The sequence below is a fragment of the Burkholderia sp. MS389 genome, assembly GCF_016899425.1.
Taxonomy (GTDB): domain Bacteria; phylum Pseudomonadota; class Gammaproteobacteria; order Burkholderiales; family Burkholderiaceae; genus Burkholderia; species Burkholderia sola.
Map to the genome: position 1 here is coordinate 1,026,777 of NZ_CP045994.1, position 16,321 is coordinate 1,043,097.

17 protein-coding genes and 2 tRNA genes are annotated in these 16,321 nt (G+C 67.2%); 8 read left to right on the top strand and 11 right to left on the bottom strand.

Features of this window, described 5'->3' with window-relative positions; translation table 11 throughout:
• Nucleotides 1-91 precede the first annotated feature (91 nt).
• A complete protein-coding gene (gene serS, locus GJG85_RS04785; protein ID WP_204383716.1) occupies nt 92-1,393 on the top strand; it encodes a serine--tRNA ligase in 1,302 nt (433 codons plus the stop codon).
• 115 nt (nt 1,394-1,508) lie between these two features.
• A tRNA-Ser gene (locus GJG85_RS04790) sits at nt 1,509-1,599 on the top strand.
• A 375-nt stretch (nt 1,600-1,974) separates the two neighbouring features.
• On the opposite strand, the gene GJG85_RS04795 is transcribed toward GJG85_RS04790, so the two are convergent.
• The gene (locus GJG85_RS04795; RefSeq protein WP_050011595.1) at nt 1,975-3,135 is read right to left on the bottom strand and encodes an alkane 1-monooxygenase; all 1,161 of its coding nucleotides are present in this window, start codon (nt 3,133-3,135) and stop codon (nt 1,975-1,977) included.
• A 556-nt stretch (nt 3,136-3,691) separates the two neighbouring features.
• Between GJG85_RS04795 and GJG85_RS04805 the strand changes: the two genes are divergently transcribed.
• The 5 genes from GJG85_RS04805 (at nt 3,692) to GJG85_RS04825 (ending at nt 6,976) form a co-directional block, all read left to right on the top strand.
• Nucleotides 3,692-4,315 (top strand): GNAT family N-acetyltransferase, encoded by a 624-nt coding sequence (locus GJG85_RS04805; protein ID WP_235356145.1) that lies wholly within the window; start codon nt 3,692-3,694, stop codon nt 4,313-4,315.
• A gap of 170 nt (nt 4,316-4,485) precedes the next feature.
• Nucleotides 4,486-5,271 (top strand): septum site-determining protein MinC, encoded by a 786-nt coding sequence (gene minC / locus GJG85_RS04810; protein ID WP_046545139.1) that lies wholly within the window; start codon nt 4,486-4,488, stop codon nt 5,269-5,271.
• 59 nt (nt 5,272-5,330) lie between these two features.
• Nucleotides 5,331-6,146 carry a septum site-determining protein MinD gene (gene minD / locus GJG85_RS04815; protein WP_006476635.1) on the top strand — a complete coding sequence of 272 codons (816 nt, stop codon included), beginning with the start codon at nt 5,331-5,333 and terminating at the stop codon, nt 6,144-6,146.
• Between the two features lie 12 nt (nt 6,147-6,158).
• Nucleotides 6,159-6,413 carry a cell division topological specificity factor MinE gene (gene minE / locus GJG85_RS04820; protein WP_006476634.1) on the top strand — a complete coding sequence of 85 codons (255 nt, stop codon included), beginning with the start codon at nt 6,159-6,161 and terminating at the stop codon, nt 6,411-6,413.
• A gap of 161 nt (nt 6,414-6,574) precedes the next feature.
• Nucleotides 6,575-6,976 carry a YXWGXW repeat-containing protein gene (locus GJG85_RS04825; RefSeq protein WP_050011593.1) on the top strand — a complete coding sequence of 134 codons (402 nt, stop codon included), beginning with the start codon at nt 6,575-6,577 and terminating at the stop codon, nt 6,974-6,976.
• Nucleotides 6,977-7,090: 114 nt separating this feature from the next.
• On the opposite strand, the gene GJG85_RS04830 is transcribed toward GJG85_RS04825, so the two are convergent.
• Nucleotides 7,091-8,638, bottom strand: coding sequence for a chloride channel protein (locus tag GJG85_RS04830; protein WP_050011592.1), 1,548 nt, complete (start codon nt 8,636-8,638; stop codon nt 7,091-7,093).
• 192 nt (nt 8,639-8,830) lie between these two features.
• Here GJG85_RS04830 and waaC point away from each other — a divergent pair, with 192 nt between their 5' ends.
• A complete protein-coding gene (waaC, locus tag GJG85_RS04835; RefSeq protein WP_050011591.1) occupies nt 8,831-9,829 on the top strand; it encodes a lipopolysaccharide heptosyltransferase I in 999 nt (332 codons plus the stop codon).
• Between the two features lie 19 nt (nt 9,830-9,848).
• Here the strand turns inward: waaC and GJG85_RS04840 are convergent, their stop codons facing one another.
• From GJG85_RS04840 to rph, 9 genes are all read right to left on the bottom strand, one after another.
• Nucleotides 9,849-10,028 (bottom strand): hypothetical protein, encoded by a 180-nt coding sequence (locus GJG85_RS04840; protein ID WP_006486620.1) that lies wholly within the window; start codon nt 10,026-10,028, stop codon nt 9,849-9,851.
• A 104-nt stretch (nt 10,029-10,132) separates the two neighbouring features.
• The gene (locus tag GJG85_RS04845; RefSeq protein WP_050011590.1) at nt 10,133-11,443 is read right to left on the bottom strand and encodes an MFS transporter; all 1,311 of its coding nucleotides are present in this window, start codon (nt 11,441-11,443) and stop codon (nt 10,133-10,135) included.
• A gap of 304 nt (nt 11,444-11,747) precedes the next feature.
• Nucleotides 11,748-12,239, bottom strand: coding sequence for an energy transducer TonB (locus GJG85_RS04850; protein ID WP_050011589.1), 492 nt, complete (start codon nt 12,237-12,239; stop codon nt 11,748-11,750).
• A 305-nt stretch (nt 12,240-12,544) separates the two neighbouring features.
• Nucleotides 12,545-12,838: a hypothetical protein gene (locus GJG85_RS04855; RefSeq protein ID WP_050011588.1), complete on the bottom strand. Its 294-nt coding sequence runs from the start codon at nt 12,836-12,838 to the stop codon at nt 12,545-12,547.
• A gap of 234 nt (nt 12,839-13,072) precedes the next feature.
• The gene (locus tag GJG85_RS04860; protein WP_050011587.1) at nt 13,073-13,468 is read right to left on the bottom strand and encodes a hypothetical protein; all 396 of its coding nucleotides are present in this window, start codon (nt 13,466-13,468) and stop codon (nt 13,073-13,075) included.
• 141 nt (nt 13,469-13,609) lie between these two features.
• Nucleotides 13,610-13,697 (bottom strand) — tRNA-Ser (locus GJG85_RS04865).
• Nucleotides 13,698-13,741: 44 nt separating this feature from the next.
• A complete protein-coding gene (gene hemW, locus GJG85_RS04870; protein WP_176016847.1) occupies nt 13,742-14,956 on the bottom strand; it encodes a radical SAM family heme chaperone HemW in 1,215 nt (404 codons plus the stop codon).
• A complete protein-coding gene (gene rdgB / locus GJG85_RS04875; RefSeq protein WP_050011585.1) occupies nt 14,953-15,579 on the bottom strand; it encodes an RdgB/HAM1 family non-canonical purine NTP pyrophosphatase in 627 nt (208 codons plus the stop codon). The genes hemW and rdgB overlap by 4 nt, the downstream gene beginning before the upstream one ends.
• A complete protein-coding gene (rph, locus tag GJG85_RS04880) occupies nt 15,572-16,312 on the bottom strand; it encodes a ribonuclease PH (RefSeq protein WP_050011584.1) in 741 nt (246 codons plus the stop codon). The genes rdgB and rph overlap by 8 nt, the downstream gene beginning before the upstream one ends.
• Between the last annotated feature and the right edge of the window lie 9 nt (nt 16,313-16,321).

Sequence of the window (16,321 nt, forward strand, 5' to 3'; positions counted from 1 at the left end):
CATTTGCGGCATTGTCCATCCGGCCGACGCCGTGGCGGCCGCGCGGTGCGTTAGAATTCCCGTCTTACACAACGATTTTCCAAGTCCTCCCATGCTCGACATCCAGTTGCTGCGCAAAGACCTCGACGGCGTCGCCAAGCGCCTCGCCGATCGCGGCTACACCCTCGACGTCGCCGCGTTCTCCGCACTCGAAGCGGAACGCCGCGCGATCCAGACCCACACCGAAGAGCTCCAGGCGCGCCGCAACAGCCTGTCGAAGCAGATCGGCGCGATGAAGGGCAAGGGCGAGGACACGTCGGCCGTGATGGCCGAGGTCAGCGGGATCGGCGACGACATGAAGGCGTCGGAAGCCAAGCTCGGCGAGATCCAGGCGCGCCTGTCCGACCTGATGCTGGGCATGCCGAACGTCGCGCACGACAGCGTGCCGGTCGGCAAGGACGAAGCCGACAACGTCGAGGCGCGCCGCTGGGGCACGCCGCGGCAGTTCGACTTCGCGGTGAAGGATCACGTCGACGTCGGCACCCCGCTCGGCCTCGATTTCGAGACGGGCGTGAAGCTCGCCGGGGCGCGCTTCACGATGCTGCGCGGCCCGATCGCGCGCCTGCACCGCGCGCTCGCGCAGTTCATGATCGACACGCACACGCAGCAGCACGGCTATACCGAAACATACACGCCGTACATCGTGAACCCGGAGATCCTGTACGGCACGGGCCAGTTGCCGAAATTCGCGGACGACATGTTCCGCGTCGAGAAGGGCGGTGCGGAAAACACGGTCACGCAATACCTGATCTCCACGTCCGAGATTTCGCTGACGAACACCGTGCGCGAGTCGATCGTCGACGCGTCGGCGCTGCCGATCAAGCTCACCGCGCATTCGCCGTGCTTCCGCTCGGAAGCCGGTTCGTACGGCCGCGACACGCGCGGGATGATCCGTCAGCACCAGTTCGACAAGGTCGAGATGGTGCAGGTCGTCGCGCCGGAAACGTCGTACGCGGCGCTCGACGAGATGGTCGGCCACGCGGAAGCGATCCTGCAGAAGCTCGGCCTGCCGTACCGCGTGATCACGCTGTGCACGGGTGACATGGGCTTCTCGGCCGCGAAGACGTTCGACCTCGAGGTATGGCTGCCCGCGCAGAACACCTATCGCGAGATCTCGAGCTGCTCGAACACCGAGGCGTTCCAGGCGCGCCGGATGCAGGCGCGGTTCCGCAACGCGCAGGGCAAGCCGGAGCTCGTGCATACGCTGAACGGTTCGGGCCTGGCGGTCGGCCGCACGCTCGTCGCGGTGCTGGAGAACTACCAGAACGCGGACGGCTCGGTCACGGTGCCGGAAGTGCTGCGTCCGTACATGGGCGGCATGGAGCGGATCGACGCGCCGGTGCAGGCGTCGTAACGCCGGTCTTTCGCGCCCTCGCAAAAAATTTGCAGAAAGGGCTTGTCAGCCGCGAATCGATCGTCTTATAATCTTTTTCTCGCGGAAACGACCAGCCGCGAAATGCAGTAAGGAAGGAGAGGTGGCAGAGTGGTCGAATGTACCTGACTCGAAATCAGGCGTACGGTTTCCCCGTACCGTGGGTTCGAATCCCACCCTCTCCGCCAAAATACGAAGCCCCTTGATCCGAAAGGATCAAGGGGTTTTTCGTTTTGGGTCGTCGGTGCAGTGCGTCGATTGCGGATGCGGTGACGACAGGCGGCTACGGGCGCATCGCGTCGTGCCGGACGATAGCGGCGCGATCGTGCCGCCTCTTCAATGCGGGCTCGCTGCATGACGAATACGGCCGCCCCGTGCCGCACTGACTGTCGGAAGTCCTGAAGGTTGTGCATGGCCGATTGCCGTCGTCACCGGGCCATGTTCGCGTTGCCGGAAATCGGGTGACGGCGTCGCTGCCGCACCGTGCGCCTGCGAAACCGGATGCCGGCGCGCCGACCGTCTCAAGCAGCGCTCGCCGGCTTCTACACAGTGCTGCCGACCCATCAGCCCGCCGCCGGATACTGCGCCAGCACCCTGTCGCGGATCGCCGGCTTGATATTCGATTGCGCCATGTCGCCGCGATAGTGCGCGACGACCCGCGGGTTCATCACGCGATACCAGAGCGGCGGCACGTACGCGAACAGGATCATCGTCGCGTAGCCGGCCGGCAATTGCGGCGCATCGTCGAAGTGGCGCAGCGCCTGGTACGAGCGCGTCGGATTCGCGTGATGGTCGGCGTGCCGCTGCAACTGGTACAGGAACAGATTCGTGACGACGTGATTGCTGTTCCACGAATGCTGCGGCGTGCAGCGTTCGTAGCGCCCGTTCGGCAGCTTGCGGCGGCCGAGCCCGTAGTGCTCGACGTAGTTCACCACTTCGAGCAGCGACGCGCCGTAGACGGCCTGGATCACGAGGAACGGGATCACGACCTTGCCGGCCATCGCGATCGCGATGCCCCACACGACGGCGGTCATCGCCCATGCATGCAGTACTTCGTTGCGCCAGGTCCACGGCGAATGCCCGAGCCGTTCGAGGCGAGCCTGTTCGAGCCGCCACGCCGAGCGGATGCTGCCGGTCACCGTACGCGGCAGGAACGCCCAGAACGACTCGCCGTAGCGCGCGCTCGCCGGATCCTCGGCCGTCGCGACGCGCACGTGATGGCCGCGATTGTGCTCGACGTAGAAGTGGCCGTACGCGACCGGCGCGAGCGTGATCTTCGCGAGCCAGCGTTCGAAGCGGTCGGTCTTGTGCCCGAGCTCGTGCGCGGTGTTGATCGAGATGCCCGTTGCGGCGCCGAGCGACAGCGCGAAGCCGACGTAGTCGTACCACGCGAGCGCGTGCGTGCCGACGATCCACACGCACATGAAGAACGCAACGTATTCGACGAACGTCGCGAGATAGACGATGTATCGGTAATAGCGCTCGCGTTCGAGGTGCGGCACGACCGCTTCGGGCGGATTGTCGCGATCGTCGCCGATCAGCGTGTCGAGGATCGGGATCACGCCGAACGCGAACAGCGGGCCGAACCACCAGAACACGTGAAGGCCCGTCGCCAGCGCGAGCTGCGCGGCGAGGATCGGCAGCGTGATCGTCAGCGCGCCGAGCAGCCACAGGTAACGCTTGCCATCCGACCAGCCCGAGGCCGATCCGTCGGTCATTGTCATTGTCTCCCTCCAGTCGGCCGGCCCGCAGGCGACCGCATGCAAGATTGTTCGAATCCTCGTGGTCCGCGACGCGCGCGGCAGCGCCGGATCGTTGCCCGGTTCTGCCTGTTATACGACTGGTGCGCGCACTTGCCAAACCCCCGCGCTAGGCGTGGCGCTCCAAACGACGAGGTGCGCGGGCCGGAGGGCGGGAGGGGCCGCTACGCGCCGATTGAAACGTGCTGACGACGGCGCATCGATCCGCGCGGCGGCGCCTTCGTCAGACGATTGGCTCGGCGTGCGGCGCGCACAGGCCGGTGTGACGGGGCTGCAACGAATGTTGCATCGCAATAACGAGGCCGCCGAAGCAGGGGCGCCGCGCGCTTTTCGTTGGCTTATATTACGTAGCATTACGACCACGGCGACACGTTCCAACGCAGTGCCAAACCGGTCGGCCGCGCATCGCAAGGAGAACGACGCAAAGCGCCGGATCACGCGATCGCGCCCACCGTCCCGTCGTCGCGCGCGTCGATGCCCCGATGCTGCACCTGCACACCGGGCGCCGCGAGTCGTGCTGATGACATCTGCCGCCTTTCGATCCGCGCTGCCATTTGAAAATTACGATTTGACTCATGCCCCGCTTTCGGTTGAAGCTACTAGCTTGCTGTCCGAAGGGGGCTGTGCCTGCATGAGTTCGATCTTGACCGTTCGTCGTATCGCTGCCGATCAGGGCGGCGTGTATCGCGAACTCCGCGCCGCATCGCTGCGTGAGCCCTATGCGCCCGGCGAAGCGCCGGAGGCCGAATTGCTGACCGTCGAAACGGACGCGGCGTCGGCGATCGCCGCGCAGCGCGCCGTGTCCGACGAGTCGACGACTTTCCTGCTGTACACCGAAGGCCACCCGGCGGGCATGATCGGCGCGTATTTCGACAACACGCCCGATCGGCGCGCGTTCGTCAGCGAACTGTGGGTCGCGCATGCGGTGCGTCATCTGCGCGGCGGCGTGCTGCTGCTGGAGACGGCCACCGCATGGCTCGCCGAGCGCGGCGCCACCGACGTCTACGCGTGGATCGCCGATGCGAACCGCAACGCGATCCGCTTCTACGAGCGTGCCGGTTTCGGCAACACCGGTGAACATGCGCCGATCGCGCGGATGCCCGGCGCGATGAAATCGCTGTTCGTGTCGCAGGTGAAGCACTGACCCGACCTCGAAATAGCCCGCCGCGCGGCGCGACGAAAGCCCGATCGCCCGCTGGCCTGCCCGCCTGCCGATTGCGCGTCCGCCCGGGCCGCCGCAATCCCGAGTCCCAAAAATAATGGCCGCTCGCGTGGACGCCTGTAAAATACGCAAAAAATTTTTGCAGAGTGTCCATGTCGCTTAAAAAATCGCCATTCTTCGAGCTGCGCAGCGGATCGGTCGATACGTTGCTGTTCACCGTGAAGACGACCGATCTCGACGCGTTGCGTACCGAACTGGTCAAGCGCTTCGAAGCGACTCCCGAGTTTTTCGCCGACGATGTCGTCGCGATCGACGTCCGCCGCCTGGCTGACGGCGAGCGCGTCGCGCTCGCGGACATCCGCCAGATGCTGAACGACGTGCGGATGCGTCCGGTGGGCGTCGTCGCACTGGCAACGCAGGGCTGGGCGGGGGAAGCCGGCCTGCCGTTGCTGGAGGCGCGCGATCGCCGCGCGCCGGCCGCGAAACCGGCCGACGAAGCGGAACCGGCGGCCGTGCCAGCCGTCGAGCCCGCCGCCGCTGCGGCAGCCGCAGCGGCGCCCGAACAGCCGTCGGAACCCGCGCCGACACTCGTGCAGGCCGGCGGCCAGACGCTGGTGATCGACCGGCCGTTGCGTTCGGGGCAGCAGATTTACGCGAAAGGAGACCTCGTGGTGCTCGCGCCGGTCAGTCACGGTGCGGAAATCATCGCGGAAGGCAATATCCACATCTACGCGCCGTTGCGCGGCCGCGCGCTCGCGGGCGTGCACGGCAATCACGACGCGCGCATTTTCTGCACGTGTCTCGAACCGGAACTGATTTCGATCGCGGGTATCTATCGAACGACCGAGAACCCGCTGCCCGCCGACGTACTGGGCAAATCGGTACAGATCCGGCTCGAAGAGGAAAAACTGATGATCGAACCGCTGCGCCTGACGTGATTCACGCGGTGCGCTCCGGATCGATCGGCTCTCATTGACGAACACAGGGTATTGGGTAAATGGCAAAAATCATCGTGGTGACCTCGGGCAAGGGCGGCGTGGGCAAGACGACGACGAGCGCGAGCTTCGCGTCGGGTCTCGCGCTGCGCGGCCACAAGACGGCCGTGATCGACTTCGACGTCGGCCTGCGCAACCTCGATCTCATCATGGGCTGCGAGCGTCGCGTCGTGTATGACCTCGTGAACGTGATCCAGGGCGAAGCGAACCTGAACCAGGCGCTGATCAAGGACAAGAAGTGCGAGAACCTGTTCATCCTGCCGGCGTCGCAGACGCGCGACAAGGATGCGCTGACGCGCGACGGCGTCGAGAAGGTGCTGAACGACCTCGTCGCGATGGACTTCGAATACATCGTCTGCGATTCGCCGGCCGGTATCGAGGCCGGTGCGCTGCACGCGATGTACTTCGCGGATGAAGCGCTGATCGTCACGAACCCGGAAGTGTCGTCGGTGCGCGACTCGGACCGCATTCTCGGCATCCTGTCGTCGAAGACGAAGCGCGCGACCGAAGGCAAGGAGCCGATCAAGGAACACCTGCTGATCACGCGTTACAGCCCGAAGCGCGTGAGCGAAGGCGAGATGCTGTCGCTCGAGGACATCAGCGAGATCCTGCGCATCAAGCTGATCGGCGTGGTGCCCGAATCGGAAGCCGTGCTGCATGCGTCGAACCAGGGTCTGCCGGCCGTGCATATCGACGGCACCGACGTCGCGGAAGCGTACAAGGACGTCGTCGCCCGCTTTCTCGGCGAGGACAAGCCGCTGCGCTTCACCGATTACCAGAAGCCGGGCCTGCTGCAGCGCCTCTTCGGCAGCAAGTAACGGAGGCCGCCCATGTCCATCCTTTCGTTTCTCCTCGGCGAGAAGAAGAAGTCCGCATCGGTCGCGAAGGAGCGCCTGCAGCTCATCATCGCGCACGAGCGGGTCGGCGGCCGGCCGCCGGCCGATTACCTGCCGGCGCTGCAGAAAGAGCTCGTCGCGGTCATCTCGAAGTACGTCCATATTTCGGACGATGACATCCGCGTGAGCCTCGAGCGCCAGGACGACCTCGAAGTCCTCGAAGTGAAGATCGAGATCCCGCAAGCCTGACGCTCAGCGTGTGTCCTTCCGCACGGCGGCGCCCGCCGCCGTGCGCGTCTTACGCCCTGTTGCACTTTCGGGCACGCCGTAACACGACGCCTGTCGGCCGTCATCGCCCCTCCCGCATTGAACGAATACGCTCACGTGTGTTGTTCAACCAGGAGGTTGTGATGGCTGTCTCTACCGTTTCACGTCGTATCGTTTCGCTCGCGCTGTTCGCCGCGGGCCTGTCAGCCGTCGTCGCACCGTTCGCCGTGCACGCGGACGAGATTCTCGTCGGCACGCCCGTGATCGCGCCGCAGGGGCGCATGGTCATCGCGGAGCCGGTCGCCGTGCGCACTGAGGAAATCGTCGTCGTCGCGCCGAATGCGCCGCCGCCCGTGCGCTACGAGGTCGTACCGGCCACGCGCGTCGGCTACGTGTGGGACCGCGGGCACTGGCACTGGGACCATAGCCGCTACGTGTGGATCGGCGGCCACTGGGAGGCCGAGCGCGTCGGCATGCAATGGGTGCCCGGGCATTGGGACCAGCGCGGTCCGAACTGGTTCTGGACGCGCGGCCACTGGGCTTGAGGCAGGCGCGATGAAAAGAACCGCAATCGCCATCGCGCTCGTCGCGATCACGCTGGCCGGGTGCATCGTCGTGCCGGCGCGGCCGGTCTACTACCGGCCGGCGCCCGTCGTGATCTACTGAGCGTCGCGCGGGCCGTGCTGTTGCGTCGGGCCGTTTGCATTGGTTGCAGCCGGCCCGGCATCGTGCGGCGCCGCCGTGTCCGCGGCGCTGTCGCCCGGCGCCGCAGCGGCCGGCTCGTCGCCGCCTTCGTCGCGCAGCGTGTCGAGCGGATCGGCGGGGGCCGCGGTTGCATCCCGCGGTTCGGTCACGTCGGTCATGTTGCCGGCCGCGGCCGCAGTGGTTGCCGCGGCCGGCGCGGCGGGCGGCGCGAGATAGCGCTGCGCGAGCGTTTCGTACAGCGGCGGCGCAAAAAAGCGCGATACCCGGCTCGATACCAGTGCAGTCGCCATCAGCGAAATCACGAGCGCATGACCGTTGATCATTTCCATCACGATCACGAACGACGTGATCGGCGACTGCGTGACGGCGGCCAGGTAGCCGACCATTGCGAGCGCGATCAGCATCGGCAGGCTCATGTTGCTGAACACGGCATGCAGCACGTTGCCGAAGCCGGCGCCGATCGACAGCGACGGCGCGAAGATCCCGCCCGGGATGCCCGGCAGGTACGACGCGACCATCGACACCATCTTCAGGAGCGGATAGAACACCGACAGCTGCTGACTGCCATCGAGCAGGCCGCGCGCCTCCGCATAGCCGCTGCCGAACGTCGTGCCGCCGGACACGAGCCCGACGACGGCGATCGTGAAGCCGCACAGCGCGGCGAACGCGACCGGCCGCTCGCGATACAGGCCCAGCAGTCGCGCGGGCAGCCAGCGCCCCGTGTTCAGCAGCAACCAGCAGAACAGGCCGCCCGCGATGCCCGTCACGATCGCGGTGACCAGCACCGCGACCGCCAGCAGCTTCGGGAAATGGAGCCCGGCGTTGATCGTGCCGAAATACGTGTAGTTGCCGTTCAGCCCGAGCGCGACGACGCCGGCGAGGATGATCGCGGTAATCAGTACGCCGCTGGCGCGCGCGGAGAAGCTGCGGGTCAGTTCCTCGATCGCGAACACGATGCCCGCGAGCGGCGTATTGAATGCGGCCGACAGCCCGGCCGCCGCGCCGGCCAGCACGAGCTGGCGTTCGATCTGCGCGTTCGAGCGCGGGTAGAAGCGCCGCAGGTTGAACATCAGCGCCGCACCGACTTGCACGGTCGGCCCTTCGCGGCCGATCGTGAAGCCGCCGAGGATGCCGAGGAACGAGATCAGCACCTTGCCGAACAGGATGCGCAGCGTCAGCAGCCGGGCGCCGAATGCGCTCGGGCGCGCATGCAGCGTCGCGATCACCTGCGGGATGCCGCTGCCCTCGGCGCCGCGGAAAAAGCGGCGCGTGATCCATGCCGACAACGCGGCGATCGCCGGCGTCAGCAGCAGCGGCAGCCAGACGGCGTGATCGCGCATCGCGCGGAAAGTCTCGTAGCCCCAGTCGATCAATCGGGCATACAGGACGGCCGCGAGGCCGACGACGATCGCGCCGAGCCAGAAAACACCATACTGGCGCCAGATTCGCAGCGAGCGGCGGGTAAGGGCGGGAAACAGCGCGGGAAGGGCGGGGCGCGGCATGGGCTCGGCCGGAGGGCAAAGAGAGGATTATAAAAAGGAACCGATGCCAGCGGGGACGACGACGCGCCGCGCAGGACGACAAAAATTCACAAAAGAGATGCAATTTGTTGCAAATGTAATGTTCGCGTAATGTCTGGACATAGCAACCGTCGTTAGCATGCCAAGATGGCCAGTCGAGAATTCCCGCAAATCGTGAAACGAATCCTTATCGTGAAAGTGACGTCGCTCGGCGACGTCGTCCAGACGCTGCCTGTCGTCGCCGACCTGCATCGCGCGTTCCCCGGCGTGACGGTCGACTGGGCCGTCGACGAATCGTGCGCGGAGGTCGTACGCTGGCATCCGGGCGTGAGCGCCGTTCTGTGCGCGCCGCTGCGCCGCTTCAAAAAAATGCGCAACGCAGGCGACCTGAAGGCGATCTCGGCATCGATCGGCGCGCTGCGTGCGCACCGCTACGACGCGATCATCGATCTGCACGGCGTGTACAAGAGCGCGATCATTTCGTCGCTGGCGCGTGGCGCGCGTCGCTTCGGCTACCAGACGCAGGATCTCGGCGAAACGGGCGCGCGCTTCGCGTATTCGCACCGTTTCGGTCCGCGGCCGGACTGCGACGCATGGCACGGGATGCGGGTGAGTGCCGGCGAAGCGCTGGGCTACGTGCCGGAAGGGCCTGCCACGCACGGCATCGTCGCGCCGCAGGATGCGAGCCTGCCCGCCGCCGTGACCGACGGCGGGCCGTTCATGCTGCTGTTCCATGCGACGTCCAATCCCGACAAGAAGTGGCCGCCCGGACACTGGGCCGCCCTTGCGACGCAGATGATGGCGCGCGGCTTGCGCGTGCTGGTGCCGTGGGGATCGGCGGCCGAGCACGACGATGCACGGGATATCGCCGCGCGGGCGCCGGGCGCGATCGTGTTACCGGCGATGACGGTGCGTGAGCTCGGCGCGGCGCTGGGTCGGGCCGCGCTCGTGGTGGGCGTCGATACCGGGTTCGTGCACATGGCGCACGCACTGCAGCGGCCCACCGTGATGATTTTCGTCGCGACGTCGCGCCACCATTGCGGGATCGGCGGCGTGCCGAATGCGCTGTCGATTGGCGAGCCGGGCGCGATGCCGACCGTCGACGAGGCGCTGGAGGCGATCGATACGGTCTGCCCCGCCTACGGCACGGTGCGCGCGCGGCTGTCCGCCTGACGCGGCGCGGCGGCCGCGGTCAGGCGAGCAGCGCTTCGACCGTGACGACGGCGGCGATGGCCGCCAGATTCGCCAGCAGCGCCTCGAACACGAGGCCGCGCCAGGTTTTCGGCCGAAACCGCAGCGCGAGCAGCAGCGCGCCACCGAGCGCGAGCGCAAGGATCAGCACGAGATCGGCATTGGCAAGGCGGATATTCATGGCGGCGGCTCCTGTCGGGGCGGGATCTCCGGGCGCGCAACGACGCGCCCAGGATCGAGTATAGGCAGCGCCCGCCGTCGTACAACCCGGGTCGCCCCGAAGGGTCAGACGAGCGACGCGTCGCGCGTCTCGCGCATCAGCAGCACGCCGATCAGGCTGATCGCCGCCGCCACCGACACATAGCCGCCGACCCACGACAGCCCGCCGCGCGCAACCAGCAGTTGCGCGATATACGGCGCGATCGACGCGCCGAGGATTCCGCCGAGGTTGTACGCGACGCCCGCGCCCGTGTAGCGGACGTTGGTCGGGAACAATTCGGGCAGCAGCGCGCCCATCGGTGCGAACGTCACGCCCATCAGGAACAGCTCGATCGTCAGGAACAGCGCGACGAGCGGCATCGAGCCGCTGCCGAGCAGCGGTTCCATCGCGAACCCCGACAGCAGCGCGGCGATCGCGCCAACGACCAGCACCGGCTTGCGGCCGAAGCGGTCCGACGCCCATGCGGACAGCGGCGTCGCGACGCCCATGAAGACCACCGCGAAACACAGCAGGCCGAGGAAGCTCTGGCGCGGAATATGCAGCGCCGACACGCCGTACGACAGCGAGAACACCGTCGAGATGTAGAACAGCGTGTAGCAGACGACCATCGCGAGCGCGCCGAGCAGCGTCGGCCGGCAGTGCTGCGTGACGAGCGTCGCGACCGGCACGCGCACGCGCTCGTTGCGGTCGAGCGCTGCCTGGAACGCGGGCGTTTCGGTGATCTTGAGCCGCACGTACAGGCCGAGCGCGACGAGCACCGCGCTGACGAGGAACGGGATGCGCCAGCCCCAACTGCGGAACTGCGCGTCGGACAGCGACAGCGCGAGCGCGAAGAACAGCCCGTTCGACATCAGGAAGCCGACCGACGGTCCCAGTTGCGGGAACATCCCGAACCAGCCGCGCTTGCCTTGCGGCGCGTGCTCGGTCGCGAGCAGCGCAGCGCCGCCCCATTCGCCGCCGAGGCCGATTCCCTGGCCGAAGCGCAGCACGCACAGCAGCACCGGCGCGAGCGCGCCGATCGCGTCGTAGCCGGGCACGAAGCCGATCGCGGTAGTGGACACGCCCATCACGAGCAGCGATGCGACGAGTGTCGACTTGCGGCCGATGCGGTCGCCGAAGTGCCCGAACAGGAACGAGCCGATCGGACGCGCGATGAACGCGATCCCGAACGTGACGAACGCGGACAGCGCTTGCGCCGTCGCGGAGCCGTGCGGGAAGAATACGGGGCCGATGACGAGCGCGGCGGCCGTCGCGTACACGTAGAAATCGTAGAACTCGATCGCGGTGCCGATGAAGCTCGCGAACACGATGCGCCGGTGGCTGACGGCGCCGGCCGAACCGGTTGCGTGTGCAACGGTTGCGGGGGATGCGGACATGGATGTCTCCGTTTTGTCGTTGGGGCAGCCGGCTGGGCGTGCGCTGGGGAGGCGACTGCCTGCCGGGCGCGCCGGGCAAATGATTGATGCGGATGACGCGGTGGCGGCGTGGACGCGCGCCGTGGCGCGGACGTCACCCGCCGGTCGACGATGGAGACGGATACGTCGCCGCCGCCCGGTGCCGGCGTGGTCGGCTCGCTTGCCGGGTGGGGCGCGCGAACGCGCGCGCGGCGTGATGGCCGCGCGAGTGCGGAAAATTATAGCCAGCGCTGCCGCCCCCCGGCAATCGGGCCGCGGCGGCGCGTCAGTCGATCGATTGCGCCTGCGCGGACGCGGTGCTTTGCAGCTGGAAGTGGCCGTCGTCGTTGAAGAGCCAGCCTTCCATCAGTTCGAGCCGACCGTTGCCGTCGAGCAGCCGCGACGGCGGCGCCGGCAGCGGCGCCGAGCGGCGCAGCGACGCGAGCGCGAGCGCTTCCGCCTCGCTGTCGCCGTTGCTGCGATAGACGGATGCGTTGATCACGCGGCCGTTGCCATCGACGGTGAAGGCCACGACGACGAGCGAACGCAGCATGGCCTGCGGTGTGCCGTGCAGCATGCCGGACGGATTGCGTTCGGCGACGCGGTGCGCGACCTCGACGCGATACTGGTCGAGATTGCCGCTGCGTATGACCGACGGAATCGTCACGACCGAGCGTAACGACGAAGGCGGCGTGATCGTGCACGCGGCGAGCAGGGCGACGACGGCCAGCGCGGCAACACGCAGCCGGGCGACGCACGGACGGGGAAGGGGGCGCATGACGTGATGGCCTGGAGGGACGATAAAAAAATGATAGGCGTACCGACGCGAGGCGATATGGGGGGAAACGCATAGCGCGCGGGACCGGTCGTTGCGCTCGCAGATGATGCCGGCCGGACGCCGCGTCGAGCCACGCGCGTCGTGCACCGCGATGTGACGCGACATGTGGCGGCGTCCGCAGCGGACGCGTGCTGGAAGGTTGAAAGCCGCGGCACGCTGCGATCGTCCGGCCGCGCGGCGCGGTCAGCCGATGCGGCCACCTCGGCAGCCTTCCGGGGAATCGTCGGCGATGCGTTCCGGCCGCGTCAGAAGCCGTGCGTCACGAGCGACAGGACCGACAGGTCGGGGTGCGTGCCGTCGATGATGCTCTTGCCGATGTGCACGGCTTCGTGGGTCGCCTCGTCGACGCTCGCGAAGCTTTCTTCGCCATCCGCGTGGAACGGCACCGCGTGGCCGGGCAGCGCGGGATTCACGCCCGGATGGCACACGTAGCCGGTGTAGGTATAGCGCGTGTCGCTGCCGGGCATCGCGGCCGGCACGACATGGATCTCGAAGCCTTCGTAATCGACGTGGTCCGTCGCGGTCGACAGGTCGGTCATGGCGATCTCCGTGTGCCGCGCGCAGGGGTGGCGCGTGCGGCATCGAATACGCGGCGGCGTTCGTGTCGCCGTGTTGAACGAATTCTAGGCGATGACGGGGCGGGCCGGGAGGCGTCAGGCGGTGTGCGGCGGCAGGCGTCCGGGACGCTCGCACCCTGTCGCTTCGACGCGTCGACGATCCGGCGCCGATTCCATCAGCGGGCGACGGAAACGGGGATCATCGTATTTTTCGCATCATTGCTTGCAGCGCGCGTCCTTGCGCTGCACGACGACGATCACCGGATACTTCTGGCCATGATCGAGTTCCACACGCGCGACGACGGTCAGCGTCGCCGGGTCGGAATCGTCGTACACGCTGACCTGTTCGTTGCGCAGGTAGGTCACGCCGGTGCAGTTCGACGTGCGTCCGTCGTCGCCCACCTTGCACTGAAGCTCGTTGTCCTTCAGGTAGTTGTATGGCGACGGGCTCGCGAGATACTCGCTCAGGCCGCGCGGCGAACCGCCGACGCCGGTCACGTACGCGATCGCGCACGACGCCTGTGCGTCGCTGCCGGAGGCGGTGTCGGCCGCCGCATGCGCGCTGACGGCGGCCAGCACGGCGACGAGCGACGAGACGAGGAAGGGCTTCATGACGTGGATTTCCCGTTTCGCGAATCGGAGCGCGGGATTGTAACGGCATCCGGCGCGATGCGTCGGAACGTGCGGGGCGCACGCGTGCGGACAAACAAAAACCCCGTCATTCTGCGAATGGACGGGGTTCGGCGAACTTCCTGGCGGAAGCGGTGAGATTCGAACTCACGGACAGTTTCCCGTCGCTGGTTTTCAAGACCAGTGCCTTAAACCGCTCGGCCACGCTTCCACACGAGGCGGCATTGTAACCGAAATGCCGCCGCGTTCATCCGTTCAGTCGTCGCGCAGGAACAATTCCTGCAGGTCGTTGAGAAAACGCTGGCCGAGCGGCGTCGGCGCGATTTGCGTGAAATCGCGCGTGATCAGCCCACGCCGTTCCGCTTCCTTCAACGCCGGCTCGATCGTGCTCATCGGCAGGCCCGTCCGTTCGACGAAGCTGTGCACGGGAAAGCCCTCGACGAGCCGCAGCATATTCAGCATGAATTCGAACGGCAGGTCGCGCGCGCCGACTTCACGCTCTTCCTGCACGGCCGTGCCGGCCTTCGCCTGTTCGATGAAGGTTGCCGGATGCTTGTAGCGCGCTTGCCGCAGGACCCGGTTCGGGAACGACAGCTTCGTGTGCGCGCCCGCGCCGATCCCGAGATAGTCGCCGAAGCGCCAGTAGTTCAGGTTGTGCTTGCACTGATGATTCGGCTTCGCGTACGCGGATACTTCGTAGCGCCCGTAGCCGGCGTCGGCCGTGCGCGCGTGGATCCATTCCTGCATGTCGGCCGACGCGTCGTCGTCGGGGACGACCGGCGGAAACTTCGCGAACAGCGTATTCGGCTCGAGCGTCAGGTGATACAGCGACAGGTGCGGCGGCGCGAACGACAGCGCGGTCTCGATGTCGGTGCGGCATTCGTCGAGCGTCTGGTTCGGCAGCGCGAACATCAGGTCGAGGTTGAAGTTGTCGAAGTTCTTCGCGGCGATCTCGACGGCCGCGCGGGCCTGCGCGGTGTCGTGAATCCGGCCGAGCGCCTTCAGGTGCGCTTCGTTGAAGCTCTGGATGCCGACCGACAGGCGGTTCACGCCGCTTGCGCGGAACTGCGCGAACTTCGCGGCTTCGAAGGTCCCCGGGTTCGCCTCGAGCGTGATCTCGGCATCGGCGTCGAGCGGCAGCAGCGCGCGCACGTCGGACAGCATCCGGTCGAGGCCGGCCGCCGACAGCAGGCTCGGCGTGCCGCCGCCGATGAACACGGTATGCACCTGCCGACCCCACACGAGCGGCAGCGCCTGCTCGAGGTCGGCGCGCAACGCGTCGAGATAGTCGGCTTCCGGAAACCGTTCGCCTTTCCATTCATGCGAGTTGAAATCGCAGTACGGGCACTTGCGCACGCACCACGGGAAATGCACGTACAGCGCGAGCGGCGGCAGCGACGTGAGGCGCACCTGGCCGGGCGACGTGAAGGTCGCGACGACGCGCGCACCGGTGTCCGAAGCCTGGCTCATGCTTCCTCCGCGAGCCGCGCGAGCAACGCCTTCAGCGCCAGCGCGCGATGGCTGTGCGTGTTCTTCACTGCAGGCTCGAGTTCGGCGGCCGTCGCGCCGAGCGACGGCAGGTAGAAATACGGGTCGTAGCCGAATCCGTGTTCGCCGCGCGGCGTATCGACGATCTCGCCGGCCCAGCGCCCTTCGGCGAATAGCGGTTCCGGATCGTCCGCATGGCGAACGAGCGCGAGCACGCAGCAGTAGTACGCACGCCGGTCGGCGACGCCGCGCAGCTGCTCGACGAGATACCCGTTGTTCGCCGCGTCGCCCTTGTCGCGGCCCGCGCGCTGCGCATAGCGCGCCGAATAGACGCCCGGCGCGCCGCGCAACACGCGCACGCACAGGCCGGAATCGTCGGCGATCGCCGGCAGTCCGGTGAGCCGCGACGCATGGCGCGCCTTGGTCAGCGCGTTCTCGATGAACGTACCGAACGGCTCTTCCGCCTCCGGCACCGCGAGGTCGCCCTGCGGGACGATCTCGATGCCGACCGTCGAGAACAGCGCGGTGAATTCGCGCAGCTTGCCCGCGTTGTTCGACGCGAGAACGATGCGCGACAGCGGCGCGACGGTGCGGTCGTCAGGCATGGCTCGCACCCAGGACCTCTTTCTGCAACCGCACGAGCTCGGCGATCCCGCCCTGCGCGAGGTCGAGCAGCGCGTTCATCTCGGCGCGCGAGAACGGCACGCCTTCGGCCGTGCCCTGGACTTCGACGAAGCCGCCCGCGCCGGTCATCACGACGTTCATGTCGGTGTCGCAGCGCGAATCTTCCGCGTAGTCGAGGTCGAGCACGGGGGCGCCTTCGTACACGCCGACCGAGATCGCGGCGACGTGGTCGGTGATCGGCGAGCGCGTGAGCTTGCCGGCCGCGATCAGCTTCGACACGGCGTCGTGCGCGGCGACGAACGCGCCGGTGATGCTGGCCGTGCGCGTGCCGCCGTCGGCCTGGATCACGTCGCAGTCGATGTGGATCGTGCGCGGGCCGAGCGCCTCGAGATCGAACACCGCGCGCAGCGCGCGGCCGATCAGGCGCTGAATTTCCTGCGTGCGGCCCGTCTGCTTGCCGCGCGCCGCTTCACGGTCGCTGCGCGTGTGGGTCGCGCGCGGCAGCATCCCGTATTCGGCGGTCAGCCAGCCTTGCCCGCGCTCGCGCAGGAACTCGGGCACGCGCTCGGCGACGCTGGCGGTGCACAGCACCTTGGTGTCGCCGAATTCGACCAGCACGGAGCCTTCGGCGTGTTTCGTGTAGTGGCGCGTGAGGGCGACCTTGCGCAGTTCGTCGGCGCGGCGGCCGCTCGGGCGGGAAACGGAAGACGTCATGGGGAAATC

Excerpts from the sequence above, each read along its gene's own strand:
- serS (WP_204383716.1), top strand. The coding sequence starts at position 92 with ATGCTCGACATCCAGTTGCTGCGCAAAGACCTCGACGGCGTCGCCAAG.
- GJG85_RS04795 (WP_050011595.1), bottom strand. The coding sequence starts at position 3,135 with ATGACAATGACCGACGGATCGGCCTCGGGCTGGTCGGATGGCAAGCGT.
- GJG85_RS04805 (WP_235356145.1), top strand. The coding sequence starts at position 3,692 with ATGACATCTGCCGCCTTTCGATCCGCGCTGCCATTTGAAAATTACGAT.
- minC (WP_046545139.1), top strand. The coding sequence starts at position 4,486 with ATGTCGCTTAAAAAATCGCCATTCTTCGAGCTGCGCAGCGGATCGGTC.
- minD (WP_006476635.1), top strand. The coding sequence starts at position 5,331 with ATGGCAAAAATCATCGTGGTGACCTCGGGCAAGGGCGGCGTGGGCAAG.
- minE (WP_006476634.1), top strand. The coding sequence starts at position 6,159 with ATGTCCATCCTTTCGTTTCTCCTCGGCGAGAAGAAGAAGTCCGCATCG.
- GJG85_RS04825 (WP_050011593.1), top strand. The coding sequence starts at position 6,575 with ATGGCTGTCTCTACCGTTTCACGTCGTATCGTTTCGCTCGCGCTGTTC.
- GJG85_RS04830 (WP_050011592.1), bottom strand. The coding sequence starts at position 8,638 with ATGCCGCGCCCCGCCCTTCCCGCGCTGTTTCCCGCCCTTACCCGCCGC.
- GJG85_RS04840 (WP_006486620.1), bottom strand. The coding sequence starts at position 10,028 with ATGAATATCCGCCTTGCCAATGCCGATCTCGTGCTGATCCTTGCGCTC.
- GJG85_RS04845 (WP_050011590.1), bottom strand. The coding sequence starts at position 11,443 with ATGTCCGCATCCCCCGCAACCGTTGCACACGCAACCGGTTCGGCCGGC.
- GJG85_RS04850 (WP_050011589.1), bottom strand. The coding sequence starts at position 12,239 with ATGCGCCCCCTTCCCCGTCCGTGCGTCGCCCGGCTGCGTGTTGCCGCG.
- GJG85_RS04855 (WP_050011588.1), bottom strand. The coding sequence starts at position 12,838 with ATGACCGACCTGTCGACCGCGACGGACCACGTCGATTACGAAGGCTTC.
- GJG85_RS04860 (WP_050011587.1), bottom strand. The coding sequence starts at position 13,468 with ATGAAGCCCTTCCTCGTCTCGTCGCTCGTCGCCGTGCTGGCCGCCGTC.
- hemW (WP_176016847.1), bottom strand. The coding sequence starts at position 14,956 with ATGAGCCAGGCTTCGGACACCGGTGCGCGCGTCGTCGCGACCTTCACG.
- rdgB (WP_050011585.1), bottom strand. The coding sequence starts at position 15,579 with ATGCCTGACGACCGCACCGTCGCGCCGCTGTCGCGCATCGTTCTCGCG.
- rph (WP_050011584.1), bottom strand. The coding sequence starts at position 16,312 with ATGACGTCTTCCGTTTCCCGCCCGAGCGGCCGCCGCGCCGACGAACTG.